Origin of the sequence: Allomuricauda sp. XS_ASV26, from assembly GCF_041224615.1 — a bacterium.
GTDB classification, from domain to species: Bacteria; Bacteroidota; Bacteroidia; order Flavobacteriales; family Flavobacteriaceae; genus Flagellimonas; species Flagellimonas alginolytica.
In genome coordinates this window covers 605,204-631,039 of record NZ_JBGFGK010000031.1, presented here as the reverse complement: position 1 = coordinate 631,039, position 25,836 = coordinate 605,204, and the positions used below count along the sequence as shown (strand labels likewise).

Here is a 25,836-nt window from a genome sequence, read left to right as displayed (position 1 = left end):
GTAACAGAAATATAGACCAAAGGTCTAACAAAGAAATATTTTTATATGGACGGTACACAGTGGATCATTTTTATCTTGATTATTCAGGTCATCCATTTTTTGGGAACATGGAAACTATACGTTAAAGCAGGTAGAAAACCTTGGGAAGCCGCCGTTCCCATCTACAATGGTATAGTTTTAATGAAAATAATAAACAGACCTTGGTGGTGGGTTCTATTACTGTTCATACCCATTATCAATTTATTGATGTTCCCAGTAGTGTGGGTCGAAACCATTAGAAGTTTTGGCAAAAACTCTCTTGTAGATACTTGGTTGGTGATTCTAACCCTTGGTTTTTATACGTACTATATCAACTATGCAGAAGATGTACAGTATATCGAAGACCGTAGCTTAAAGCCTAAAACAGGTTTGGGCGAGTGGGTAAGCTCCATAGTGTTTGCCATAGTTGCCGCCACATTTGTGCACACCTATTTTATACAACCATACGTAATTCCAACAGGGTCTTTGGAACGTACTTTGCGAGTGGGAGATTTCTTATTTGTAAGTAAGTTTCATTACGGCGCAAGAGTACCCATGACCACGCTGGCCGCACCCATGGTACACGATACGCTGCCAGTGCTAAAAACCAGATCGTATTTGGCGGATGTAAATCCAGAAACCCACAAAACCTCTTGGATAAACAAACTGCAATTGCCCTACATGCGATTGCCCGGTTTTGAAAAGGTCAAGAAGAACGATATTGTGGTTTTCAGTTTGCCCGCGGACACCCTGTACCAATTCTTTAAAGCTCAAAAGGCAGTTATAAAACCCATCGATAAAAAATCCAACTATGTAAAACGATGTGTTGGAACACCAGGTGATTCGTTAGAGGTAATTGGCGGGTATGTTTACATTAACGGAGAGCAATTACAGTTATCGGACAGGGCAAAACCTATGTACGTTTATGATGTTTATGCCAAAAATGGGGTGTCCAGTAGATATTTGGAAGAGGTAGATGCCTCGGATTACCTACGAACATACATTGCCACCAACCTCAACGAAGCACAGTACAATGCACTTGTACCATACGTATCCGGGGCAAAAACAGGTAACGATGGAAAAATAGAACTTTACACAAGCGAGAATGGGATACCCACAGAGGTTATCCGGCAATTTAGGATTTCGCTGTCGGAACAAAAACCACGCTCACGTATGGCGAATTTAACCAGTGACATGGTTACTGAGTTAAGAAACAATCCCGCCATTGATTCTGTTGTTCAAACAAACGACCCTAAGGGCATGTACGGTGGCAATACATTTCCGCAAAAGCCTAATTTATATCCTTGGAACAACGACAATTTTGGACCAATTTACATACCCAAGGCCGGTACAACGGTAGAAATCAATTCCAAAACCATTCCGTTGTACAAAAAAATTATTCGCGATTATGAACACAACGATGTCAAGGTTACCGGCAACAAAGTATTGATCAATGGCGAGGAAGCCGATAGCTACACCTTTAAGCAAGATTATTATTGGATGATGGGCGACAATCGCGACCACTCCGAAGACAGCAGGACTTGGGGGTATGTGCCCGAAGACCATATTGTTGGCAAACCCGTATTCCTTTGGATGAGCTTTGATAACTTTAGGCAAGGTATTTCCAATTGGAGGATTCGCTGGGAGCGAGTATTTACCACAGTTGGAGGTAGTGGAGAACCCGTATCCTATTTTTGGTACTTTATTGCCCTTTTGGCAGGTTGGTTCGTATTTGATTTCTTTAGAAAGAAAAAGAAGAAAAAAGCATAGCTAATATTTAATATTGTTGTTCTTGAAAATTCTGTTGCACCCTTCTTATTTTCCGAGTATTGCCACCTTTGCAGCTATTGCTCAATATGAAGTTGTTTGGGAAGCGCACGACAATTTTCAAAAACAGACGTATAGAAATCGCTGCTATATTTCCACGGACAAGGGCAAACACATGCTCAATATCCCAATTAAACACGTTGGGGGTAAAGAAGGGCGTCAAAAATATGCCGATGTTGTTATGGAAAACAGCTACAATTGGAAAAAGGAGCATTGGCGCACCTTGGAGACAGCCTATCGCACCTCTCCGTTTTTCGAGTTTTATGAAGATGACCTAAAAACACTCTTTACCGGACCCGACGAATCACTTTTCCGTTTCAACCAAAAGACGATTTCTTGTATTGCGGACTGTATCGGAATCAAAGTGCCGAACGAAACAACAGATCGATACCAAACGGCGCCTAAAAACCTAATAGATGCCCGTTTTTTGGTCAATGCCAAAAAAGAACAGGTATGGAAGATGGAAACATACACACAAGTATTTGAGGAACGCCATGATTTTATCCCCAATTTGAGTGTGCTGGACCTTTTGTTCAACGAAGGTACCAATACCCTGAGTTATCTAAAAAGTTTCCCTTTAGATCTTAACCCACATGCTTAGGCACATTATCCACTACGGAATACATTTTTTGGTCCCAATCCTTATTGCTCTTTATTTTTTTAAAGACAACAAAATAAAGGTTGCTTTAATACTTTTGGCCGGTATTGTAATTGATTTGGACCACTTGTTGGCCACCCCTCTTTTTGACCCCGATCGTTGCAGCATAGGTTTCCACCCGTTACATAGTGTTTGGGCCGTTTTAGTGTACAGCCTTTTGCCTTTTTTTAAAACGACCAGACTCTTGGGCCTTGCCCTGCTCCTTCATATTATTGCTGATATAACAGATTGCCTACTCATGTGAAGGCTTTAAGCGCAAGGTGGCCATAACCGGATAGTGATCGGATAATTTCACATCAAAATTTTGATGTGAAACAACCTCAAAATCAGGGTCTGCCAATATATAATCGATACGCAGTGGGAGTTTCCATAAATCGTAGGTCCGACCAAAACCACTTCCGCTTTCCAAGAAAGAATCCTGAAGATTTCCTTTCACTATTTTATAGACGTTGGAAAACTGTGTATTATTAAAATCCCCGCATAAAATATTGGCGTAAGGACTTTTTCTCAAATGTTCTTCAAATATTTTAGCTTGTTCCAATTGTTTTGAGAATGTATCGACCAATCTATGGTAGGTACGCTCAGACTTTTCCCCATCGGAAAAATTATCTGCGCTGGGTACTATACTAAAAGACTGTAAATGCACATTATAAACCCTCACAGTATCGTTGTTCAACGCAATATCTGCATAAATAATGTTGTTTATGGTTCCAGGCAGATTTAAGGAGCCATTGTTTACGATCGGGTATTTAGAAAATATAGCCTGTATAGTTCTTGGTTCTGAGTAAGGAGTCTCACTACGATAGGCGTACTGCGTTAATTGTCGATGGCGTATTCTATTGTGCTCCTGTATACATACAATATCAGGGTTTTGTGTTGTTATAAACTCTACAATACTATCTCCTATCCCTGGCTTTTTTATCCACCCATTCTTGTTGAATCCCCAAGCATTATATGACATGATCTTTAAGTCAGACGGTTTTTCTTCAATTTGATCGGAGTCTTCAAAACCATAAAAGGGACCTAGCAAAACATAACTCACCAATATAGCTATTGCGGAAAGCCAAAACCGCTTATTTAACCTCAACAGCCATAAAAAAAGGAAGAATGTATTAAATATAAAAAGAAAGGGTACGAACAAACTTAATACAGCAATTGGCGAGACAAGCTTAAAAGGCACAAAAGATATAACTCCAGTGATTATTAGCAACAGTGCAACAAGTAAGTTGACCGAAAAAACCGCCTTGACTAATATGGAGGCCGATTTTTTCACAATTTAATCCTCTTTACCGGCTTTAAATAAAAAATCCTTTTCTTCTTTGGATAGGCTCTCATAACCCGATTTACTGATTTTATCCAAAATCGTATCAATTTTCCGTTGTTTAGCTTGTTTATTGTATGCCTCCGAATTCTGAGACGCCGATTTTTTCTTGTAGACCGTTTTTAACGGAGCCTTTTTTTCTTTTGGCTTAAAAAGGTCCATGATAGACTGTCTAAATTTGGAAAAACCAGCACCAATATCATTACCTTTATATAACTGTCGTGCATACATATAGCCTAAAAATGCACCGCCCAAGTGGGCCATTCCCCCGCCAATATTCTCTCCCATTCCGATCAGCACCAAATCCTTGATCACCAAAGCCGCGCCGATATACCATAATTTGATATTAAAGAAAATTAGACGAACCTCCTGGTTGGGCAAATAGGCGCACACAAAGATCAAAACAGCGTTCACACCGGCGGAGGCACCGATCAAAGCCGTGTTGGAGTTGATCAAGGTCGGAAAAACGTTGTAGCTTAATAGAAATAGCATGCCGCCCAACATTAACCCTAAAAAATACACATTGATAAATCTTTGTGCATCAAAAAGATTCAGAAATATTCTGCTGGCAAAATATAGCACGATCATATTCCAAAAAATATGTCCCAAGCCGGCATGAAAAAAAGAGTAGGTCACCAAGGACCAGGGTTGCACCAAAAACTCAAAAAAATCCTTGGGCAAATGAAACCAGTGCGAAAACGTTTTGCCGAACAATGCTCCCGAAAGTCCATCAACAATAAAAATAAGTATGTTGATGGCAATCAGTTTTTCTGCTATGTTCAGTCTAGCGAACTGATATCTAAGTCCTCCGTTCATCATAAATCAATCCCAACGATTATTGTTAAATTGGTTCTTTTTCCAGTACCACATCATTAAAAATCCTATCAATGCTCCACCGATATGGGCGAAATGGGCCACTCCAGTGTTCACGTTGCCAATACCAAAAATCAAGTCCACAGCGATCAATATCGGAACAAAATATTTTGCCTTTATCGGCACGGGCAAAAAAATGAGCATCAGTTTGGCTTCCGAATACATAAAGGCAAAGGCCACCAAAATACCATAAATTGCCCCGGATGCACCCACTGCTGGGGTGTTAAAGGCCGTTAACATGCTATCAATGGTACTTTTCCCTGCAATATCGTACCAACTAGGGCTATATTGACCATTGGCCAAAATATCCAAAATCTGAGCTCTGGCAATACCTGCACCTTCCAAAGCATTCATTCCTTCGGTAAAAAGGTAGTAATTGACACCTGTATGCAATGCTGCCGATCCCAAACCGGCCGAAAAGTAGAAAAAGAGAAATTTGTTTTTTCCCCATATCTGCTCCAGGGGCGTTCCAAAGGCCCACAGGGCATACATATTGAACAAAATATGCATTAGGTTACCGTGCATAAACATATGGGTAACCACTTGCCACCATTCAAAATTTGGATTTTTTGGAAACCAGAGCGACATCCATTGGTACATTTGGTCCCCATATAAGGATGTAGCAAAAAACATGATCACGTTAATGATCAAAATATGTTTTACTGCTTCGGTAAGTCTACCCATCTAATTGAATTTTTTATCAATATCCCCTTCGGAGATAATGGTATATGTTATTTTTTGAAAAGGACTCAAAGTTGGTTCCTTGCATGCAAAAAGATTGTTCACCAACATTAATTGCGATTCTTGGTCCAAAACATTCCCTGTTTTAACGGCCAAGTTCCTGCTCAGTGCCTTGGCCAACATCTCTGCCTGCGAAATGGAACCATCAGCAAAACCTTCCGTATAATCCGCAATCAAACGGTCCAATACCGTGCCAATTCCACTTTCGGGAACCATCATGGGCACGCCTGTCACTTTTACAGTTTCCTCGTCCAAACTTTGAAAAGCAAAACCAATGTTTGTCAGGCTTTCATGAATTTCTTTGAGCACCGTTAATTCTTGTTGATTGAACGTTAGTTCCAATGGAAACAACAATTGTTGGCTTACACCTTCTTTTACCGTGATCTCGCCTAAAAACTTTTCAAAAAGAACACGCTCGTGCGCTCTATTTTGATGAATTACCAGCATCCCCGATTTCACCGTGCTCACTACATATTTCCTTCTCAATTGAAAGGTGCTGGCCAAATGCTCCTCAACCTCTTCACTGGAATATAAGGTTCCCTGTTCTTCACTTTCGGATTCGATCACAATACTGCTAAAGGTATTTTGATCGCTCTGATGACCAAGCCCTTCGTAGAGGTCTTCCCAACCTTTGGCACTCTGTTTTCGAAAACTTCCGCCCCCATTACTTCTTTGTGTCGCAGTTTCTTCAAAAGGATTAAATGCGGCATCCACGGTTACTTTTGGGATTATAGCGCCCTTTTCTTTGTAGGAATAAGGGGTATCCAAGTTTGGGTCGTGATCAAAATCCAAAACTGGTGCCACATTAAATTGCCCTAAGCTATGCTTTATGGTAGACCGTAAAATGGCATACAGCGTATTCTCATCATCAAACTTTACCTCTGTTTTAGTGGGGTGTATGTTGATGTCGATAGAAGATGGATCAACATCCAAATACAAAAAGTAGCCGGGATAAGTGTCGGATTTGATCAAACCTTCGAAAGCTGCCACTACGGCATGGTGCAAATAAGGGCTCTTAATAAATCGGTTGTTGGCAAAAAAGAACTGTTCCCCCCTACTTTTTTTGGCAAATTCGGGCTTACAGATAAAGCCGGAAACTTTAACCACTTCGGTCTCCTCGTTTACTGGCACTAATCGATTTTCCATTTTACTGCCAAAAATATGTACTATACGTTGTCGGGGCTTTGTAATGGGAAGATTAAAGATTTCAGAACCATTATTATAAAAATGGAACTCGATATTCGGATGAACCATGGCCACACGTTGGAATTCATCCGTTATATGCCGGAGTTCGACCTGGTTGGATTTTAAAAAATTACGCCTGGCGGGAATATTAAAAAACAGGTTTTTAACGGAAATAGAGGTTCCCTTTGGAGTTGCGACCACATCTTGGGACACTATTTTACTGCCTTCAATTTTTATTTGTGTCCCGATTTCGTTGACATTGGTCCTTGTTTGCATATCCACATGTGCAATTGCCGCTATGGATGCCAAGGCTTCACCCCGAAACCCTTTGGTCTGCAAATTGAACAAGTCCTGGGCCGAGGATATTTTGGAAGTTGCATGCCGCTCAAAGGACAATCGAGCGTCGGTTTCGGTCATTCCCACGCCGTTATCCACTACTTGAATAAGTGTTTTACCACCGTCCTTAATAATCAATTTTATCGCGGTCGCCCCTGCATCAATGGCATTTTCCATAAGCTCCTTTACAACAGAGGCAGGTCGTTGAACCACCTCCCCTGCGGCTATTTGGTTAGCAACATGGTCCGGTAAAAGTTTAATGATGTCCGCCATTATGGGTTTAGGAATATTGATAGGTCAAAATCGATAATAAACAGGAACACTAACACCAATACGGCCACAATGACCCAAAATCGAAGCTTTAAATTCTTATCGCCTTCGTTCTGTAAATCGTCCATTGCGGAGGTAAACTTATTCTTGAGACCCTTGTTGGAATGCGCCGTAGTCCGGAATTTATCCAACCTGTGCTCAATTTTAAAAGGATTCCCCTCCCCTTTGTAATATCTAGGGGTATAATCGAAGCTTTTGTTTTTTCTAAGTTTTAAAGGGTTTCGCATGATATCCTTGTCGCTGTAATCTCAAAGGTACTCAAATTAGAAAAAAAGGGTAGACGGTAAGTCCCAAAAAATGTTAACAGACCCTGTATGTTTAGGTTATTAGTGTGCTAGCGGCGCGAATTTATTTGCCCAAAACAGACATCTGAATAGCGGCAATGGCAGCTTCGGTCCCTTTGTTCCCATGCTTTCCTCCACTTCGAGCTCTGGACTGCTCTATGTTGTCGTCCGTTAATACGCAGAAAATTACAGGAACATCGTAGGCTACGTTCAAATCTTTGATCCCTTGGGCGGTAGCACTGCAAACAAAGTCGAAATGACTGGTTTCCCCCCGGATAACACTACCTATGGCAACTATAGCATCCACTTTTTCCGTTTGGATCATTTTTTTGCACCCGAACGTGAGCTCAAAACTTCCGGGTACGTTCCAACGGATAACATTTTCCGAAAGCGCACCGCAATCCAAAAGAGCCTCTTCCGCCCCTTTGTAAAGGGATTCGGTAATTTCATCGTTCCATTCAGAAACAACAATCCCAAACCGAAGTTCCTTCGCGTTTGGGATTTTATTTTTATCGTAAACGGACAAGTTTTTGTTCTCTGTGGCCATGGTTTAGTTTTGTGCCAATCCAATCAGGGCATCCACGTTATTGGCTTCTTGAGAGTTCGGGTATTCTTCTTTAATGCGCTCAAAATATTCCAAAGCTTTGCTTTTGTCCCCCAAGTCCAATGCAACAATACCCGCTTTGTGCAAAAATCTTGGTGCTGTAAATTCGTTATCGCTATGTGCAATGGCTTTTTCGTAATAATCCAAAGCGTCTTCTTGCTGGTTCAACTGGGAAAAAGCATCTCCAATACCCCCTTTGGCCATTGCGCCCATAATATCATCATCAGAAGAGAAACCTTCCAATTGAGCAACCGCTTGATCGTACTGTTTAAGGTTAAGGTAGGTCATGCCCGCCGAATATTTGGCAAGATTGGCGGCCTTGGTACCACTATACTCTTCGATAATATCCAAAAAACCATATTTACCTTGTGCTCCGTTCAGTGCAAGGGTGAACAACGAATCTTTCTCGGTTTCACTTGCCAAAGCCTGGTCAAAATATTGTTGTGGATAAAAAAGCTCGTTCGCTGCTGACGCTTCTTTTGGGTTCTGGATAAATTGATGGTAACCCAAGTAGGCCAAAACTCCCACCGCAATTACGCCAATTACGCCCAAAATATAGTTTTGGTTCTTTTGAACCCATGCTTCGGTTTTGGAAGCGCTCTCGTCCAAAGTATTAAAAACTTCGGCCGTTGTGCTGTCGTGTTCTTCTATCTGAGCTTCCTCTTCCTTATTTTTTGGCTTAAAGCCTCTCTTCTTGTATGTTGCCATCCATCATTTAATTGGTCGCGCAAAAATAAAGTTTTTATCCAAAACCAAAAGGTAATTTATTCGTTATTTTTGAATTCCCTTTTTTAAGGGGCCACCTTTTAATTCCGAATTGTTTCTCTATTTTTTTATGTTTTTAAGACATTTATCTTTAGTCAATTACAAAAATTTTGATTCCAAAACACTGGATTTCGACCCTGTGATCAATTGTTTGGTGGGCGATAACGGTGTGGGAAAGACCAATGTTTTGGATGCAATTTACCACTTGTGTTTTGGGAAAAGCTACTTTAATCCCGTGTCCACCCAAAACATAAAACACAATACCGATTTTTTTGTGGTCGAAGGTGAGTTTGAGAAAAACGGCAGAACGGAAAAAATACTCTGCTCCTTTAAAAAAGGCACAAAAAAAGTGATAAAGCGCAATGGCAAACCTTATGAGAAGTTCTCCGAACATATAGGTTTTTTACCACTTGTAATAATTTCCCCATCGGATCGCGACCTAATTTTAGAAGGGAGCGACACCAGAAGAAAGTTTATGGATGGCGTTATATCCCAATCGGACAAAGTGTATCTGCAAAACCTCATTAAGTACAACAAAGTTGTATCACAGCGAAACTCGCTATTAAAATACTTTGCTGCCAACCGCACGTTCGACCAGGACACCTTGAGTATTTACAACGAACAGTTGTATTCCTTGGGAACGGAAATCCATCAAAAAAGGGTTGAATTCATTAATTCTTTTCTGCCCATTTTTAAGGAGCAATACCAAAATATCTCGGAAAAGGACGAACAAATAAATCTTGCCTACGAAAGTCAGTTGAGCAACACCTCCCTTTTATCTCTTTTGGAAAGTAATATTGAAAAAGACCGTGCACTACAATACACTTCGGTCGGGGTGCACAAGGACGATCTTAATTTCACCATTGCCGGTCACCCCATCAAAAAATTTGGAAGTCAGGGACAACAAAAGTCTTTTTTGATCGCCTTAAAATTGGCACAGTTCCATTTTATAAAGCAATTGGCGGGCACCACCCCCATTCTATTATTGGATGATATTTTTGACAAATTGGACGAAAATCGCGTAGCGCATATTGTTGGCTTGGTTAAAAACGACAATTTTGGTCAGATTTTTATTAGCGACACCCATGCGGATAGAACAGAAAGCATTGTTAAAAATATTCATCAGAGCTATAAAATATTTAACTTGTGATAGTATGAAACGAATCCTTTCCATTGTATTGATCATTATGTTTTGGGCGTGTGCGGATTCTTCCATAAACAAAGAGGATTTGCACCACTTGAACGGCTATTGGGAAATTTCAGAAGTAATTTTCCCCGATGGTTCCGTAAAGGAATATGGCATCAATCCGAACATAGATTTCATCCAAGTAAATGATGACCAAGGATATCGTAAAAAAATGAAACCGCAATTTGATGGCACCTACGACACAACAAAAGATGTAGAAAGCTTTCAAATATCGAACATCAACGAATCAGTAATTTTACGCTATTCCACCCCTTTGAGCGAGTGGGAAGAAAAACTGGTACAATTGGATTCCCTTTCGTTTTCGGTAACCAACCAAGAAGGCGTTACCTATAAATATAAACGGTTCGAACCCATTAAAATTCCCCAATAATGGCCAAGAGACACAGTTCACATATTCCACTCAGCGAAGCACTGAACGAGTTTATCCAAGAGAACAAGCTCCAAAAGGGAATGGATAAGGTGAACGCCAGGGAGGCATGGACCAACTTGATGGGAAACGGGGTAAACAATTACACCACTGCCGTTGAGCTTAAAAATGAAACTTTGTTTGTTTCTCTTTCCTCCTCCGTACTTCGGGAAGAATTGAGCTTGGGCAAGAGCAAGATCATTAAAATGATCAATGAGGAAATGGGAAAGGAGCTGGTTAAAAAATTGGTTTTACGGTAATCAACGAAAAAACAAAAAAGCCACCTGAAAAAGGTGGCTTTTTTTATATCAATGTTGTATTTAAACTAGTAGATTTCCCTTCCTGAAAAGTGGAAAGCCCCTTCGATAGCGGCATTTTCATCACTATCGGAACCGTGAACAGCATTTTCTCCGATGCTGGCAGCGTACAGTTTACGGATGGTTCCTTCCGCTGCTTCCTCTGGGTTGGTTACCCCTATCAAAGCACGGAAATCGTCCACCGCATTGTCCTTTTCCAAAATGGCCGCCACAATGGGACCCCTTGTCATAAACTCCACCAATTCTCCAAAAAATGGACGCTCCTTGTGGATGGCATAGAATATTTCGGCATCCCTTTTGCTCAATTGTGTGTACTTCATGGCCACAATCTTAAATCCGGCAGCCGTAATTTTATCCAAAATTGCCCCGATATACCCATTTTCTACGGCATCAGGCTTAATCATGGTAAATGTTCTATTTCCAGTCATTTTTTAAATTTTGCGCAAACTTACACTTTTTCGACCAAGGTACAAGGCTCAATAGCTTTGTTTTAACTCTTGGAGCACTGACCCGTTATCTCCCATAATCTTAAACTCAGCCTCCATTTTTTTAATATTTAGGTTGATGATTCCATAGCTTTTATCCGAAACCACCTCTCCTACCCTATGTTGGTTCGGCTCTCCGTCAAAGCTAGCATAGGAATGTGTAAGTCCACTACTGGTAAAATCTATCAATGGGTAAGAAAGTCCGGAAACAGCGGTTTTTGAGAATTCTGAAATATGTCGATCTCCGGATAAAATGATAACTCCCTTTGCGCCGGACCGTACAATTATGTTCTCCAATCTCTCAACTTCCAAAGGAAAGTTGCCCCAAGATTCGAAACCATGTTCGCCGGAAAGCACCTGAATGCTGGACATGATCAGGTTAAAATCGGCATCGGATTCGTTGAGCTCGTTTTCCAGCCATTGCCATTGTGCATTCCCCAGTACGGTTGCCGTGGAATCCATCGTTGGTCGGTACCTTTTATTGGTATCTTCACTTTTTAGCAGTTCGCTTCTAAAATATCGGGTATCCAATACGATCACTTTTACTTTTCCAGCCTCTATCTCGTATTCGTGCGCCGCATATACGCCCTCACGGTTTCTCCGTTCACTCTCTTTGGGCACACCCATAAAATCGAGAAACACTTGCTGACTCTCTGCCTTTATGGCAAACTCCGCACCCCCATCGTTTAGACCAAAATCGTGATCGTCCCATGTTCCGATTATAGGAACCTCTTTTTTTAATTTTGCATATCCCGGAACCGTATCCTGCATGGCATATATAGTTCTCAATCTGTCTACGTCGTCCGTATCCGCGTACACAATATCGCCGCCCCAGATCCAAACATTTGGTTTTTCTGCCAAAATATCGTCCCAAAAAGGATTTGGTTCTTGTGACATATTGCAAGAACCAAAGGCAACCACAAAATCGATGGTCGGGGTTTCTTCGGTTTCAACCTTTTTTTCCTCCTTCTTTTTACAGGATGCAAAAAGAATTACCGCGGCCATTAAAATTTGAAAATGTTTCATGAAGTAATTTTAATCCATCAAAAATACACATTAACCAAGTTACCTCTATATTATATTATTGTATATTTGGCCGCATGAATTCAGCGGATATCACGACAGTAAAATCCATTCTTTCCCAACCTCAGAACATCGTAATCGTACCCCATAGAAACCCAGATGGCGACGCTATGGGATCGTGCTTGGGGCTAAGCGGATTTTTAAAGACCAAAGGACACAATGTCCGTGTTGTTTCCCCTAACGACTATCCAAAATTTTTAAAATGGATGCCGGGAAACGACGAAGTCATCAATTTTGAAAGGGAAAACCCAAAGGCCAAAGAAGCCATTGAAAATGCCTCCGTAATTTTTACCTTGGATTTTAACGACTTTTCCCGGGTTGGACAAATGGCATCGGCCCTGCAAGAGGCCACTGCTGATTTTATTATGATCGATCACCACCAGCAACCTAGCGATTACGCCAAGGTTACCTATTCCGATGTGACCATGAGCTCTACCTGCGAAATGGTATACAACTTTATAGATTTTTTAGGGGAGACCAACGGTATTGATGCAGATATAGCCACTAATCTATATACTGGCATAATGACGGACACCGGTTCTTTTAAGTACCGTTCCACATCCAGCAAAACCCATCGTGTAGTAGCTGACCTTATAGATAAAGGGGCGGACAATATGGCCATCCACCAAGAAGTTTTTGATACCAATTCACCTTCGCGTTTGCACCTTTTGGGCGTTGCATTGAGCAATATGGTGATTTTGCCCGATTACCGTACCGCTTACATTACCTTGACCCAAGACGAACTGGACCAACACGATTTTAAAAAAGGTGATACCGAAGGCTTTGTAAATTATGGCTTAACTTTGGAAGGTATTGTTTTTGCCGTGATTTTTATCGAAAACCGGGAAGAGGGCATCATAAAAATTTCTTTCCGTTCGGTAGGTGACTTTTCCGTAAACGAATTTGCGAGAGAACATTTTAACGGAGGGGGCCACAACAACGCCGCAGGCGGAAGGAGCGAAACCAACATGGAGGAAACCTTATCCAAATTCAATACAATTTTGAAAAGTTATAAAGACCAATTAAACCCATGAGAATTTTCCTAACCATACTTGTAGTTGCCATCTTTGTTGGGTGCCAAGGCCCAGAACCAAGAAGACCGGTCGAGGTTAAATCCGGAAGTTTCTTTAAAGAATCCATTGAGCGTACAAAAAAGCTCTTGGCAGAAGAAGAAAAAACGATTCAGGCCATTATCGCCAAAGACACGGCCAACGAGTATGTATCCAGTCCCAACGGGTTTTGGTATTATTATGAGAGCAAAAACGATACGGCCACCTATTTACCCAGAACGGGAGACCAGATTCTGTTCTCCTACAATTTAATGACCCTCGACAACGACACCATTTACTCGGCCAGCGATATTGGGCCAACCTCCCATGTAATAGACAAGCAACAATTGTTTCCCGGACTTCAAAACGCGGTAAAACTTTTAAAGATCAACGAAAAGGTTACGTTCTTGTTCCCATCACCAATGGCCTTTGGGTATCAGGGGGACAATAAAGCTATAGGTCCAAAAACACCCCTCAAATCATCAGTGGAATTACACACAATTATAATAGCTAACGACAGTTTAAATTAAATTTATAGACCATGAAGAAATTAATTTACATCATCCCCCTGTTCCTCCTAGTGATCATAGGTTGCAAATCGAGCAAATATGCCGATTTGGGCGATGGTATCTTTGCCGACATCCAAACCACCAAAGGAGATATTATTATTCAGTTGGAGTTTGAAAAAACCCCGGTAACCGTGGCCAACTTTGTATCCCTGGCAGAAGGTAAAAACCCCTATGTCAATAATGAATACAAGGACAAAAAATTCTATGACGGTATAGTTTTCCACAGGGTGATCAAAGATTTCATGATTCAAGGTGGTGATCCCACCGGAACCGGAAGTGGAAATATTGGATACACTTTTAAAGATGAGTTCAATGATTCCCTGCGCCACTCCAAAAAAGGGATACTATCCATGGCCAACCGAGGGCCAAAAACGAACAGTAGCCAGTTTTTTATCACCCATAAAGAAACACCATGGCTGGATAACAAGCATACCGTTTTTGGCGAAGTGGTCAAAGGAATGGATGTTGTGGACAGCATTGCCAATGTGGAAACCGGAGCAAGTGACAGACCAACCACTGATGTTGTTATGAACCACGTGGAAATTGTTAGAAATGGGAAAGAAGCCAGACAATTTGATGCCATTCAGGTCTTGACCGATTATTTCAAGGAAGCCAAAGAAGCCGAGGCTGCATTTATAAAAATGAAAGAAGATTTGGCCATTCAGTTTGCGGAGCAATTCGAAGAAGCCGAAGAAACCTCCAGCGGACTGCGCATATTGACCTTGGTAGAAGGTAACGGGGAACAACCGAAAATAGGCCAAAAAGCATTGGTCAATTATGCTGGGTGGTTGTTCAATGGAGAATTGTTCGATACCAATATTGAAAAAATAGCAATGGATTTCAACCAGTTGAACCCGGGCAGAAGAGACCAGGGAGGCTACCTACCTTTCCCAATGGATTACAGTCCCGACGCGCAGCTTGCCGCTGGTTTCCGTGAAGGATTGTTGACCATGAAGGTCGGCGATAAGCTCCGTTTGTTCATCCCCCCACATTTGGGATATGGTGACAACGACTATGGCCCCATCCCTGGTGGCTCAACTTTGGTCTTCGACATTGAGGTGGTCGGTATAGAATAAATAAGACCATTCAAATATTGATCAAAAAGCCGTACTTTTCCGTGCGGCTTTTTTATGCCATATATTGCTTCATTTTTAGATGAGACAAAAAACAAAGACCATAATTGCCATTGCCCTGCCGATACAGATTCTGCTGGTAAAATGGGTGAGCAACTTTCCGTCGTTTATTGAAGAATATTACAGCAATGGAATCTACCCGTATATTTCCATTGCTCTGAGAACGCTGTTCGGTTGGATTCCATTCTCTTTTGGAGATTTGCTGTACACTGTATTTACATTTATGGCCGTAAGATATCTTTTTAAACACTGGAAACACATCAAAAAGAAACCTTTGTTCTTTCTAAAGGACATTTTGGTGGTGATTTCCATAGTCTATTTTGCCTTTCATTTTTTATGGGGAATGAACTATCATCGCCAACCGATTGACCATAAATTTGGAATAGAACGCGAATATACGGTGGATGAATTGGTCGATTTCACCCATTTTATTGCAAAAAAAGCAAATCATTACCAGATGGAGTTAACAGGGGATACAATTTCACCGGTACATATCCCCTACACCAAAAAACAGATTTTTTCCAAAACCGAAGAAGCTTACACCAAATTTGAAAAACAGTATCCCAATTTTAAACACAGACACTTGAGTTTAAAATCGTCCATTTACAGTATACCCCTCACATATATGGGTTACGGCGGATATTTAAATCCATTTACCAACGAGGCACAAGTGAACGGAGCCACCCCAAAATTTAGGCTGCCCACAATTAGTTGTCACGAAGTTGGCCACCAATTGGGATATTCAGCGGAGGACGCCACCAATTTTATAGGCTTTTTGGTCACTTCCCACAGTAACGACCCTTATTTCAAGTATTCAGCTTACAATCATGCTTTGGGTTACTGCTTATCCGATCTATATTACAAAGACGAAGAAAAATACAAAGAAGTTGTGGCGAGCATTAACCTTGGGGTCAAGGAAAATTTTAATGAATTGCGCATATTCTGGGAAAAATATAAAAATCCCTTCGAGCCATTGTTCAAATCCGTGTTCAACACTTTTTTAAAGGTAAACAACCAAAAGGAGGGTATAAAAAGTTACAACTCGGTCGTTGGGCTTATGGTCAATTATAAAAAACAGCATTCCATGCAAGATTGAAACTTGTAGAGTACTCCTACAAAGGTTATCTTTAATCCGACTAATTCAATTTTAACCTTATGAAACTTAAAATTTTAGCCCTGTTTCTCTTCATGGGCAGTGTTTCTTTGTTTGCACAGGATTACTTTCCAATTAACGACGGTGTTAAAGCAAAGAAAAACAACAATTACATGGCATTTACCAATGCCAAGATCTACGTTACTCCCACACAAATCATCAACAATGGTACTTTACTGATTCAAAATGGTAAAGTAGTACAAGTGGGAAAATCTGTGACGATTCCTAAAAATGCGGTCATAGAGGACTTGAGCGGAAAATCCATTTATCCGTCATTTATCGATGTATTTTCTGGATTTGGCGTCAAGCTTCCAGAAAAGGCGAACGGTGGGGGCAGGTCTGCACAGTACGGTCCGTCCAGGGAAGGTTTTTACTGGAACGACCATATAATGCCAGAAAATGATGCCATAAACAACTTTAAGTACGATGCCAAACAGGCCAAAGAATTGAGGGATGCTGGTTTTGGAACCATCAACACCCATATAGAAGATGGAATCGCAAGAGGCACAGGTCTTTTGGTCGCACTGAATGACGAAGCGTCCGAAGCGCAACGAATTCTTTCCGATAGATCCGCACAATACTTCTCCTTTAAGAAAAGTCAAGCCTCCAGACAATCCTACCCAGGTTCTTTGATGGGAGCCATGGCATTGATGCGCCAACTGTATTACGACATGGATTGGTACAGCAAAGGAAATGTAGATACCAAAGACCGTTCCTTGGAAGCATTGATCGCCAATAAGGGAATGACCCAAATCTATGCTGCCGGAGATCAGGGCAACGTTTTGCGGGCCGACAAAATCGGGGACCTCTTTGGAATTCAATACACTATCTTGGGCGGTGGAGACGAATACGAATATATTGATGAAATCAAAGCTACCAATGCCAAGTTGATTCTTCCTCTAAATTTCCCGGATGCCTTTGATGTTTCCGACCCGTTCGAAGCTAAGTACATTGCCCTAAAGGATATGAGACATTGGAATTTAGCACCTACCAACCCCAAGGTTCTGAACGATATGGGTGTAGAGTTCTCCATTACAACGCATGGCCTTAAGTCTCCAAAAGAATTAAAGGAGAAGCTAATGAAAGCCATTGCTTACGGCCTACCCAAGACCAAGGCACTCGAGGCGCTGACCACCGTACCCGCTCAGATTTTGGGCAAATCCAACGAAATTGGTTCATTGCAAGCCGGTAGTCAGGCCAATTTCCTGATTACCTCCGGAGATATATTCGACGAGGGAACCACCCTTTACGAAAACTGGGTCCAAGGGTCTAAAAACGTAATCGAAAACATGGATATCGTCGATATTCGTGGAGACTATAATCTCGCAGTTTCAGGAACCACATACACGGTTTCCATTACCGGTAGTGCAAGCAAGCCTTCTTTGGAAATTAAAAAAGGGGAGGAAACCTTAGATTCCAAAATTGATTATTCCTCGGATTGGGTGAACATTTCCTTTAGTGAGGACAATATGGGATCCTACAGAATGGTAGCCCACATTGAGCCAAACACCCAAACCATTAAAGGAAGCGTTGTACATCCCAATGGGAACGAAACAATGGCCACATTGACAAAAACTTCACCCTTTGAAGAAAAACCCAAGGGCAATGAAGCAGCAGAAAAACCACAATTGATAGCCATGACCTCCCCAAATGTAGGTTATGGTTACAAAGAAAAACCGAAGCAAGAGAACATCCTTTTCCAAAACGCAACCGTTTGGACCGGGGAAGAAATTTTGGAAAACACCGATGTACTTGTAAAAAATGGTAAAATAGATAAGGTAGGTAAAGGGCTTCGTGCCGGAGGAGCTACCGTTGTGGATGCCACAGGCAAGCACCTTACAGCCGGTATTATCGACGAACACACCCATATTGCGGCCTTGGCCATAAACGAAGGAGGTCAAAATTCCTCTGCCGAAGTCCGAATGGAAGATGTAGTCGATGCCAAAGATGTAGCCATATACCGCGATTTGGCCGGAGGAGTGACCACTGCCCAATTGCTGCATGGTTCTGCCAACCCCATTGGCGGACAATCTGCGATTCTACGTTTAAAATGGGGCGAAAGTGCCGATAATATGGTGTTCGAAAACTCACCAAAGTTCATAAAATTCGCCTTGGGGGAAAACGTAAAACAATCCAATTGGGGCAGTTACTCCCGTTTCCCACAAACCAGAATGGGAGTTGAACAGGTGTACACCGATTATTTTCAGCGCGCCAAAGAATATGACGAAAAGAAAAAAAGTGGTCAACCCTATCGCCATGATGAAGAAATGGAAACCCTGGCAGAAATCTTGAACGGGGAACGATTCATCTCTTGCCACTCCTACGTTCAGAGCGAAATCAACATGATGATGAAAGTGGCCGAGAAATTCGGTTTCCGCGTTAACACCTTCACCCACATTTTGGAAGGCTACAAAGTAGCTGATAAAATGGCAGAGCACGGTGCCGGTGGCGGAACGTTCAGCGATTGGTGGGCATACAAGTACGAAGTGAAAGACGCCATACCACACAATGCAGCCATAATGATGAGCCAAGGTGTTACCGTGGCCATAAACAGTGATGATGCCGAAATGTCCAGAAGATTGAACCAAGAAGCTGGAAAGGCAGTAAAATATGGAGGGTTGTCCGAAATTGAAGCATGGAAAACCGTAACCCTGAACCCCGCAAAATTACTTCACTTGGATGATCGTGTAGGAAGTATTGCCGAAGGTAAAGAAGCTGATGTTGTACTTTGGAGCGACCACCCCTTGTCCGTATATGCCAAGGCAGAAAAAACCTTGATACAAGGTAAAGTCTATTTTGATATTGAAAAAGACAAGCAAATGAGGGACTCCATCAAAAAGGAACGTAACCAATTGATTGGAATGATGCTGAACGAAAAAAATAATGGAGGTAAAACACGTACTCCGGTTCAGAACAAGAAAAGAGAGTTTCACTGTGACAGCCTTTAAAAAGTAAATCATGAAAAAAATATTTTTAATCATAGCAATTGTTTTTGGAGTGTCGCTAAACGCTCAGCAAACCCCAGCTCCTCCTCAATCCGAACAAATAGCCATAATCGGTGCTACGGCCCATATTGGCAACGGAGAGGTTATTGAAAACTGTACCATAGTTTTCAAAGATGGTAAAATCACCGCCATTGGTTCCGATCTTATGGTTCCCACGATAGGCACCATGATCAATGCCGAAGGCAAACACGTATACCCTGGCTTTATCGCTCCGTCCAAATCACTCGGACTGGTAGAGGTCGATGCCGTTAGGGCCAGTGATGATCAAGATGAAATAGGTGAAATGATTCCGCACGTACGGAGCATAATTGCCTATAATGCAGAATCTCAAGTAGTGGAAAGTATGCGTCCAAACGGTGTATTGATCGGACAAGTTACCCCTCAGGGAGGGACCATCTCCGGCACTTCAAGCATTGTTCAGTTCGATGCATGGAACTGGGAGGACGCCTCCATTAAAACAGATGATGGAATCCATTTGAACTGGCCGAACTTTTTTAGAAGAGGCCGATGGTGGATGGGCGAAGAAAGAGGGTTTATCCCCAATAAAGAGTATGGCAAGGAGATGGAGGACATAAAAATGTTCTTTCTTAACTCCATTGCTTATGGCAAAGCAGGCGGAAAAGAGAAAAACCTACCGTTTGCAGCCATGCAAGGACTATTTGATGGGTCTCAACGCCTTTACATACATGCCGATGGTGAAAAGGAGATTACAGATGCCGTTTTGTTGTCCAAGGACATGGGGGTTAAGAATGTGGTGATCATTGGCGGATACCGAGCCAATAAAATTGCCGACCTGTTAAAATCACACAACATTCCTGTGCTTGTAGGTCGTACCCACTCCCTGCCCAATTTTGATGACGACGATTACGATATCACGTACAAATTGCCAAAACTATTGCTGGATGCAGGACTGCTGGTGGGATTACAAAATGAGGACGCGGCCAATTTCCAAACCAGGAATCTTGCATTTTATGCAGGTCAAACCGTAGCGCAAGGCCTGGACAAAGAAACAGCACTTCAATTGATTACAGGCAACACAGCTAAGATCTTAGGGATCGATGACAGGTACGGAACCTTAGAGGAAGGCAAGAGCGCCACTTTGTTCATTTCCGAAGGGGATGCGTTGGACATGCGCACCAATAAACTTTCCAAAGCATATATTGATGGTAGGGATGTTTCCTTGGAAACACACCAAACTGAATTATGGAAAAGATATATGGATAAATACGATAGGGAAAAAACAGGACAATAAACCAAATAAAAAAGGCGCTCAAATGAGCGCCTTTTTTTTAATTTAATTTTACATCCACATATTGGCCTTCATCCGGTTTGAAGTAAAATGATGCAGGCTTTACTTGCTCACTTAATGTAACTTCCTCAAAACTTACGGTACTTGCAGGCTCTAAAATAGTATCTCCCTCATGTTTGTGCCAGGTAATTGCCCTGGGCAATTGCAAACCATTTACGGATTGCCAATCGTTATAATTTATCCATCTCACATTATCGGAGCTCTCCCCAGAACGATAGGTCACCGTATAGCCCAACCAGGTCATTTTATGTGTGTCCGCATCAAAATGGATAAAATACTCATCTTTAGATGAGGCACCAACCCCATTCTTATACCCGATCTTAACCCCAGGATAACTTTTGCCCCCATATTGCAAATCCTCGGTTTCCGAATACACGATACCATCATCTGCCAAAACAAAGGGCATCGCATAGAAATAGAACATTAAATTATGATAGAAGCCTACATCTCCCTTGTAGTTTTCATCACTATCCAACAACCATGCTTGCTCTCCGTCAAAGCCCATGATCACAACATCGGTATCGATTCGATCCATTCTTGTCCATAAATCTACTGTATGCGTTTCTGGTCGCTCTGGTTTCGGAAGAACAAAAGACAATGTACGTTGCGCTTTCCACTGCTCTAGTCCTCCATGCGCATCGAAAACCTTTGCTAGGGCCTCTGGGTAATTTGCTTCGGGTTCTGAGACCACTTGCTTTACCGGTGTTTGGATCTCTTTGGTTTTTGTGCTTTGTTTACAGGCAGATAGAGCCAGTAAAAGTAATAGGATGGTTAATTTGTTCATGGTTTACAGTTTATAATTAAGCTAGTTGGTCGAAAACCTCTTATTATAATTACAGGAATATCTATTTTTACCGATCTATGGAAGTTAAACTCATAAGCAGCACCCAAAATTCTTTGGTGAAAAGAATTCTGCAGCTCAAAGAAAAATCCCGTGAACGAAAAAAGAGCGGGCTTTTTATCGTTGAAGGGCAAAGGGAAATAGCGTTGGCCCTAAAGGGCGGTTATACCATGCAGACCCTTCTTTTTTGTCCTGAAATTTTGAACAACCCTTCTATTGATACGCTCACCAAGGGCGCTTGCCCGGAAATTATAGAAATATCCGAAAATGTCTACGCTAAAATTGCGCACCGTGGTACCACCGAGGGTGTAATCGCCCTGATGAGTGCAAAGGACCATGCATTGCAGAACATTACCTTTACGAACAACACACCTTTGGTTCTCGTGGCCGAAGCTCCAGAAAAACCTGGAAACATTGGCGCACTTTTACGCACGGCCGATGCTGCTGCTGTAGATGCCGTTTTAATAGCAAACCCCAAATCCGACCTATATGGTCCGAACATAATCCGATCCAGTGTTGGCTGCCTTTTTACCAACCAAGTGGGTCTGGGTACAACGGACCAGATCATTACTTTTTTACAGACCAACCAAATCAAAATTTATTGTGCCGCATTGACCGCTTCCAAAAATTATGTGGATTGTGATTTTACAGGAGCCTCTGCCCTAGTTATGGGTACGGAGGCCACTGGACTCACCGATACATGGCTCCAAAATTCCGACCAAAACATAATTATTCCGATGCAAGGGGAAATAGACTCCATGAATGTTTCGGTATCCGCTGCAATACTTATATTTGAAGCGAAGCGCCAGCGCGGATTTTAAGCTATGGAAAAAAATACACTCTTTTATGCGATCCTTGCGATTCTCGTAACCCAATATCTGGCACACCAGTTCCTGGAATATCTGAATGCCAAGCGTTTCCAGTCCACATTACCTCCCGAACTGGCCGATGTCTTTGACGAAACCGAGTATCGAAAATCACAACAATATAAACGGGCCAACTACAAATTTGGTCTTATCTCCGATGGCTTTTCCCTTGTACTGACCGTATGTTTTTTAGTCCTTGGTGGATTTGAATGGGTAGATCGATTGACCCGTTCCATTACCGAAGATACTATTCCCATGGCATTGCTGTTTTTTGGGATTATAATGTTCGGTAGCGCACTTTTGGGACTCCCTTTTTCGTATTACAAAACTTTTGTGATCGAAGGGGAATATGGCTTTAACAAAACCACTAAATCCACTTTTTTGTCAGATAAAATAAAAGGGACTCTGCTCACTTTGGTCTTGGGAGGAGGTATGCTGGCATTATTTATACTTTTCTACATATCTACAGGCCGAAATTTTTGGATCTATATGTGGGTAGCTGTCGGGGTCTTTATTTTGTTCATTAATCTGTTCTACAGCCGGTTGATCGTACCACTGTTCAACAAACAGACCCCACTTGAAGAGGGCAGTCTAAAAAAATCCATTGAGGATTATGCAAAAAAGGTGGGTTTTGAGCTTCAAAATATATTTGTAATAGATGGCTCCAAACGTTCCACAAAAGCAAATGCCTATTTTTCGGGGTTTGGAAAAGAAAAGCGCATTACCCTGTTCGATACATTGATCAACGATTTGAGCGAGGATGAAATCGTGGCGGTCTTGGCCCATGAGGTTGGCCATTACAAACGAAAACATATTATTGCAAATCTTTTTGCATCGTTGTTCACTACAGGTGTTACGCTTTTTATCCTATCGTTGTTCATCAACCATCCAGAAATATCCTTGGCCATTGGCGTATCCACACCAAGTTTTCATGCCGCTTTGGTCGGGTTTGCCTTATTATATAGCCCTATTTCCGAAATAACCGGATTGATCATGAACTATTTATCGAGGAGATTCGAATTCCAAGCAGATAATTTTGCAAAACGTACATTTGCCGCATCCCCATTGATCTCATCATTAAAAAAGTTGTCCAAAAAAAGTCTGAGCAACCTCACCCCACATCCGGCCTACGTTTTTGTCCACTACTCACATCCACCTTTAATTGAACGTATCCGAAACCTAAAGGCATAGATTTTGTTGTTTAAAATTTAAGATTGTAGTAAATTTAATATACTATGACAGAGGCTGCGATTGAAAAAGAAAACAAGCAAATTGCGAAGCAGTACAAAGAATTACTTCGCATTAGCTACCAAACATTGACGGACGAGGACAAGAAATTGATTCGATCTGCATTCGATGTGGCCGTAGATGCCCATAAGGATCAACGACGAAAATCCGGTGAGGCCTATATTTTTCACCCTATTGCCGTTGCCAAAATTGTAGCTTCGGAAATTGGTCTGGATGCTGTTTCCATCGCCTCTGCCCTACTGCACGATGTTGTAGAGGATACGGCCTATACGCTGGACGATATTGAGCGTATGTTCGGCGAGACAGTGGCGCGGATCGTGGATGGGCTCACCAAGATCGCCCACTTAAAAAAAGATAAGGACATAAGTCAACAAGCAGAGAACTTTAGAAAAATGCTGTTGACGCTTCATGACGATGTCCGTGTAATCATTATCAAAATTGCGGACCGGTACCACAACATGCTCACCATGGATTCCATGCCGGAACACAAACAGGTAAAGATTGCTTCCGAAACACTATATATTTATGCGCCCCTGGCCCACAGAATTGGGCTTTACAATATTAAAACCCATCTTGAGGACCTCTCTTTAAAGTATACCGAACCAGAGGTTTACAACGATATCCAAGCAAAAATAGAGGACACCGAAGAGGAAAGCTTGGCCTATATCGAAGACTTTGCCAATGTTATCCGGACATCGCTGGACAAAGAAGGTCTTAATTACTACATCAAAGGTAGAATGAAATCCATTTTCTCCATCCGTAAAAAGATGAAGACTCAAAATGTAACTTTTGATGAAGTCTACGATAAGTTCGCAATTCGGATCATCTACAAATCCAATCGCAAGAACGAAAAATTCCTTGCTTGGAAAATCTACTCCATAGTTACCGATCACTTTACCCCAAACCCGATTCGACTTAGGGATTGGATCACCTCTCCCAAATCCACAGGGTACGAAGCTCTGCATATAACGGTAATGGGGCCAAAAGGAAAATGGGTAGAAGTTCAGATTCGTAGTGAGCGTATGCACGAAATTGCAGAAAAAGGCTATGCTGCGCACTTTAAGTACAAACATGGCAACCAAAAGGAACAAGGCATAGAAGAATGGCTCAACAAACTACAGGAAGCACTTGAAAATGCCAATGGCAATGCTGTCGACTTTGTCGAGGAATTTAAACTGAACCTTTATGCCAAGGAAATCTTTGTTTTTACTCCCAAAGGAGATTTAAAATCGATGCCCAAAGGTGCCACCGCCCTTGACTTTGCGTTTAACATCCATACCGAAGTAGGATTAAAGACCCGTGGAGCCCGTGTAAACGGAAAGCTGGTCCCGTTGGGCACAAAACTCAGGAGCGGTGATCAAGTGGAGATCATTACCTCGGAAAGTGCCAAACCTACTCAAAGTTGGTTGGATTATGCACAAACAGCAAGAGCTCGCTCCAAAATTAAATCGTCGTTGAGCGAAGAGAAAAAAGAGGTCGCGGCAGAAGGAAAGGAAATATTGCGACGAAAGTTAAAGGCCCAAAAAATAAACCTGAACGAGGACACCGTCAACAAATTGGTGACCTTTTTCAAGCTAAAAACAAGCTTGGACCTTTTCTATCGTGTCGGTATCGGTGTTATCGACAACGAAAAGCTCAAGGATTTTTCATCATCCTACCATAATGCATTTATCAATTTCTTCAAAAACAAAATCCGAAGAACCCCTACACCAAAAGATGTAGATAAAAACGAGATCACCACCAAATACGACCTACTAGTATTCGGCAAGGAAGAGGAAAGGCTCAACTATAAACTCTCGCAATGCTGCAATCCAATTCCCGGAGATGAGGTGTTTGGATTTGTAAGTGTTAACGATGGCATTAAAGTGCACAAAAAAAATTGCCCGAACGCCATATCGCTACAATCCAATTATGCCTATAGAATTATAAGTGCCAAGTGGATAGATTCTTCCCAAGAAGAGTTTTCTGTGGATATTCAAATAACCGGTATCGACAACATGGGATTGGTACAGGATATTACCAAGATCATATCGGAAAACATGCATGTAAACATGCGAAACCTCAACTTTAGTGCGGACGGAGGCACCTTTAAAGGAAAGATAACGCTCGTGGTCAAAAACAATAATATCCTTAAACGACTTATGAACCGTTTAAAGCAAGTTGAAGGAATAGATAAAGTAACAAGAATTTAATTTTTAACTGTACCTTTGTGCATTAGCTATG

General features: G+C 41.7%; 25 protein-coding genes. 15 read left to right on the top strand and 10 right to left on the bottom strand.

Annotated elements, in window-relative coordinates; genetic code table 11:
- Nucleotides 1-45 precede the first annotated feature (45 nt).
- From lepB to AB9K32_RS10375, 3 genes are read left to right on the top strand one after another with little or no spacing between them, the layout of a single operon-like run.
- Nucleotides 46-1,788, top strand: a complete 1,743-nt coding sequence (gene lepB, locus AB9K32_RS10385) for a signal peptidase I (RefSeq protein WP_224835092.1) — start codon at nucleotides 46-48, stop codon at nucleotides 1,786-1,788.
- A gap of 22 nt (nucleotides 1,789-1,810) precedes the next feature.
- Nucleotides 1,811-2,446: a WbqC family protein gene (locus AB9K32_RS10380; protein WP_369885124.1), complete on the top strand. Its 636-nt coding sequence runs from the start codon at nucleotides 1,811-1,813 to the stop codon at nucleotides 2,444-2,446.
- Entirely contained in the window at nucleotides 2,439-2,747 is a 309-nt protein-coding gene (locus tag AB9K32_RS10375; protein WP_369885123.1) for a DUF6122 family protein, read from the top strand. Before AB9K32_RS10380 ends, AB9K32_RS10375 begins: the two co-directional genes overlap by 8 nt.
- On the opposite strand, the gene AB9K32_RS10370 is transcribed toward AB9K32_RS10375, so the two are convergent.
- From AB9K32_RS10370 to AB9K32_RS10340, 7 genes are all read right to left on the bottom strand, one after another.
- The gene (locus AB9K32_RS10370; RefSeq protein ID WP_252079237.1) at nucleotides 2,736-3,545 is read right to left on the bottom strand and encodes an endonuclease/exonuclease/phosphatase family protein; all 810 of its coding nucleotides are present in this window, start codon (nucleotides 3,543-3,545) and stop codon (nucleotides 2,736-2,738) included. The genes AB9K32_RS10375 and AB9K32_RS10370 overlap by 12 nt on opposite strands.
- Before the next feature lie 234 nt (nucleotides 3,546-3,779).
- Nucleotides 3,780-4,643 carry a rhomboid family intramembrane serine protease gene (locus AB9K32_RS10365; RefSeq protein ID WP_224835096.1) on the bottom strand — a complete coding sequence of 288 codons (864 nt, stop codon included), beginning with the start codon at nucleotides 4,641-4,643 and terminating at the stop codon, nucleotides 3,780-3,782.
- A gap of 3 nt (nucleotides 4,644-4,646) precedes the next feature.
- The gene (locus tag AB9K32_RS10360) at nucleotides 4,647-5,381 is read right to left on the bottom strand and encodes a rhomboid family intramembrane serine protease (protein WP_224835097.1); all 735 of its coding nucleotides are present in this window, start codon (nucleotides 5,379-5,381) and stop codon (nucleotides 4,647-4,649) included.
- A complete protein-coding gene (gene mutL / locus AB9K32_RS10355) occupies nucleotides 5,382-7,232 on the bottom strand; it encodes a DNA mismatch repair endonuclease MutL (RefSeq protein WP_369885122.1) in 1,851 nt (616 codons plus the stop codon).
- Complete coding sequence (locus AB9K32_RS10350; RefSeq protein ID WP_224835099.1) at nucleotides 7,232-7,516, bottom strand: riboflavin synthase subunit beta; 285 nt, start codon at nucleotides 7,514-7,516, stop codon at nucleotides 7,232-7,234. The genes mutL and AB9K32_RS10350 overlap by 1 nt, the downstream gene beginning before the upstream one ends.
- A gap of 121 nt (nucleotides 7,517-7,637) precedes the next feature.
- Nucleotides 7,638-8,120 carry a 6,7-dimethyl-8-ribityllumazine synthase gene (ribH, locus tag AB9K32_RS10345; protein WP_293294420.1) on the bottom strand — a complete coding sequence of 161 codons (483 nt, stop codon included), beginning with the start codon at nucleotides 8,118-8,120 and terminating at the stop codon, nucleotides 7,638-7,640.
- Nucleotides 8,121-8,123: 3 nt separating this feature from the next.
- Nucleotides 8,124-8,885 (bottom strand): tol-pal system YbgF family protein, encoded by a 762-nt coding sequence (locus AB9K32_RS10340; protein WP_224835101.1) that lies wholly within the window; start codon nucleotides 8,883-8,885, stop codon nucleotides 8,124-8,126.
- 127 nt (nucleotides 8,886-9,012) lie between these two features.
- Here AB9K32_RS10340 and AB9K32_RS10335 point away from each other — a divergent pair, with 127 nt between their 5' ends.
- From AB9K32_RS10335 to AB9K32_RS10325, 3 genes are read left to right on the top strand one after another with little or no spacing between them, the layout of a single operon-like run.
- Complete coding sequence (locus AB9K32_RS10335) at nucleotides 9,013-10,092, top strand: DNA replication/repair protein RecF (protein ID WP_369885121.1); 1,080 nt, start codon at nucleotides 9,013-9,015, stop codon at nucleotides 10,090-10,092.
- A 4-nt stretch (nucleotides 10,093-10,096) separates the two neighbouring features.
- Nucleotides 10,097-10,519: a hypothetical protein gene (locus AB9K32_RS10330; RefSeq protein WP_369885120.1), complete on the top strand. Its 423-nt coding sequence runs from the start codon at nucleotides 10,097-10,099 to the stop codon at nucleotides 10,517-10,519.
- Nucleotides 10,519-10,815 (top strand): DUF721 domain-containing protein, encoded by a 297-nt coding sequence (locus AB9K32_RS10325; RefSeq protein WP_224835104.1) that lies wholly within the window; start codon nucleotides 10,519-10,521, stop codon nucleotides 10,813-10,815. Before AB9K32_RS10330 ends, AB9K32_RS10325 begins: the two co-directional genes overlap by 1 nt.
- Nucleotides 10,816-10,880: 65 nt before the next feature.
- Here AB9K32_RS10325 and AB9K32_RS10320 read toward each other — a convergent pair whose 3' ends face one another.
- Nucleotides 10,881-11,300 carry a nucleoside-diphosphate kinase gene (locus tag AB9K32_RS10320; protein WP_369885119.1) on the bottom strand — a complete coding sequence of 140 codons (420 nt, stop codon included), beginning with the start codon at nucleotides 11,298-11,300 and terminating at the stop codon, nucleotides 10,881-10,883.
- Nucleotides 11,301-11,348: 48 nt separating this feature from the next.
- On the bottom strand, nucleotides 11,349-12,383 hold the full coding sequence (locus AB9K32_RS10315) for an alkaline phosphatase D family protein (protein WP_369885118.1): 1,035 nt from the start codon (nucleotides 12,381-12,383) through the stop codon (nucleotides 11,349-11,351).
- Nucleotides 12,384-12,457: 74 nt separating this feature from the next.
- Here AB9K32_RS10315 and AB9K32_RS10310 point away from each other — a divergent pair, with 74 nt between their 5' ends.
- From AB9K32_RS10310 to AB9K32_RS10285, 6 genes are all read left to right on the top strand, one after another.
- On the top strand, nucleotides 12,458-13,474 hold the full coding sequence (locus AB9K32_RS10310) for a bifunctional oligoribonuclease/PAP phosphatase NrnA (RefSeq protein ID WP_252079229.1): 1,017 nt from the start codon (nucleotides 12,458-12,460) through the stop codon (nucleotides 13,472-13,474).
- Nucleotides 13,471-14,019 (top strand): gliding motility-associated peptidyl-prolyl isomerase GldI, encoded by a 549-nt coding sequence (gldI, locus tag AB9K32_RS10305; RefSeq protein WP_224835107.1) that lies wholly within the window; start codon nucleotides 13,471-13,473, stop codon nucleotides 14,017-14,019. The genes AB9K32_RS10310 and gldI overlap by 4 nt, the downstream gene beginning before the upstream one ends.
- 11 nt (nucleotides 14,020-14,030) lie before the next feature.
- Nucleotides 14,031-15,134 (top strand): peptidylprolyl isomerase, encoded by a 1,104-nt coding sequence (locus AB9K32_RS10300; RefSeq protein ID WP_338193616.1) that lies wholly within the window; start codon nucleotides 14,031-14,033, stop codon nucleotides 15,132-15,134.
- A gap of 79 nt (nucleotides 15,135-15,213) precedes the next feature.
- Nucleotides 15,214-16,287, top strand: a complete 1,074-nt coding sequence (locus AB9K32_RS10295) for a DUF3810 domain-containing protein (protein ID WP_369885117.1) — start codon at nucleotides 15,214-15,216, stop codon at nucleotides 16,285-16,287.
- A 59-nt stretch (nucleotides 16,288-16,346) separates the two neighbouring features.
- Nucleotides 16,347-19,292, top strand: a complete 2,946-nt coding sequence (locus tag AB9K32_RS10290; protein ID WP_338193612.1) for an amidohydrolase family protein — start codon at nucleotides 16,347-16,349, stop codon at nucleotides 19,290-19,292.
- A gap of 10 nt (nucleotides 19,293-19,302) precedes the next feature.
- Nucleotides 19,303-20,601, top strand: a complete 1,299-nt coding sequence (locus AB9K32_RS10285; RefSeq protein ID WP_369885116.1) for an amidohydrolase family protein — start codon at nucleotides 19,303-19,305, stop codon at nucleotides 20,599-20,601.
- A 37-nt stretch (nucleotides 20,602-20,638) separates the two neighbouring features.
- Here AB9K32_RS10285 and AB9K32_RS10280 read toward each other — a convergent pair whose 3' ends face one another.
- Complete coding sequence (locus tag AB9K32_RS10280) at nucleotides 20,639-21,442, bottom strand: DUF6503 family protein (protein WP_369885115.1); 804 nt, start codon at nucleotides 21,440-21,442, stop codon at nucleotides 20,639-20,641.
- 77 nt (nucleotides 21,443-21,519) lie between these two features.
- Here AB9K32_RS10280 and AB9K32_RS10275 point away from each other — a divergent pair, with 77 nt between their 5' ends.
- Genes AB9K32_RS10275 through AB9K32_RS10265 form a run of 3 tightly spaced genes read left to right on the top strand, consistent with a single transcriptional unit; the run spans nucleotide 21,520 to nucleotide 25,805 of the window.
- Nucleotides 21,520-22,320, top strand: a complete 801-nt coding sequence (locus AB9K32_RS10275; RefSeq protein WP_369885114.1) for a TrmH family RNA methyltransferase — start codon at nucleotides 21,520-21,522, stop codon at nucleotides 22,318-22,320.
- Between the two features lie 3 nt (nucleotides 22,321-22,323).
- Nucleotides 22,324-23,556, top strand: a complete 1,233-nt coding sequence (locus AB9K32_RS10270) for a M48 family metallopeptidase (RefSeq protein ID WP_369885113.1) — start codon at nucleotides 22,324-22,326, stop codon at nucleotides 23,554-23,556.
- A 44-nt stretch (nucleotides 23,557-23,600) separates the two neighbouring features.
- A complete protein-coding gene (locus AB9K32_RS10265) occupies nucleotides 23,601-25,805 on the top strand; it encodes a bifunctional (p)ppGpp synthetase/guanosine-3',5'-bis(diphosphate) 3'-pyrophosphohydrolase (protein ID WP_369885112.1) in 2,205 nt (734 codons plus the stop codon).
- The last annotated feature ends 31 nt before the right edge of the window (nucleotides 25,806-25,836 follow it).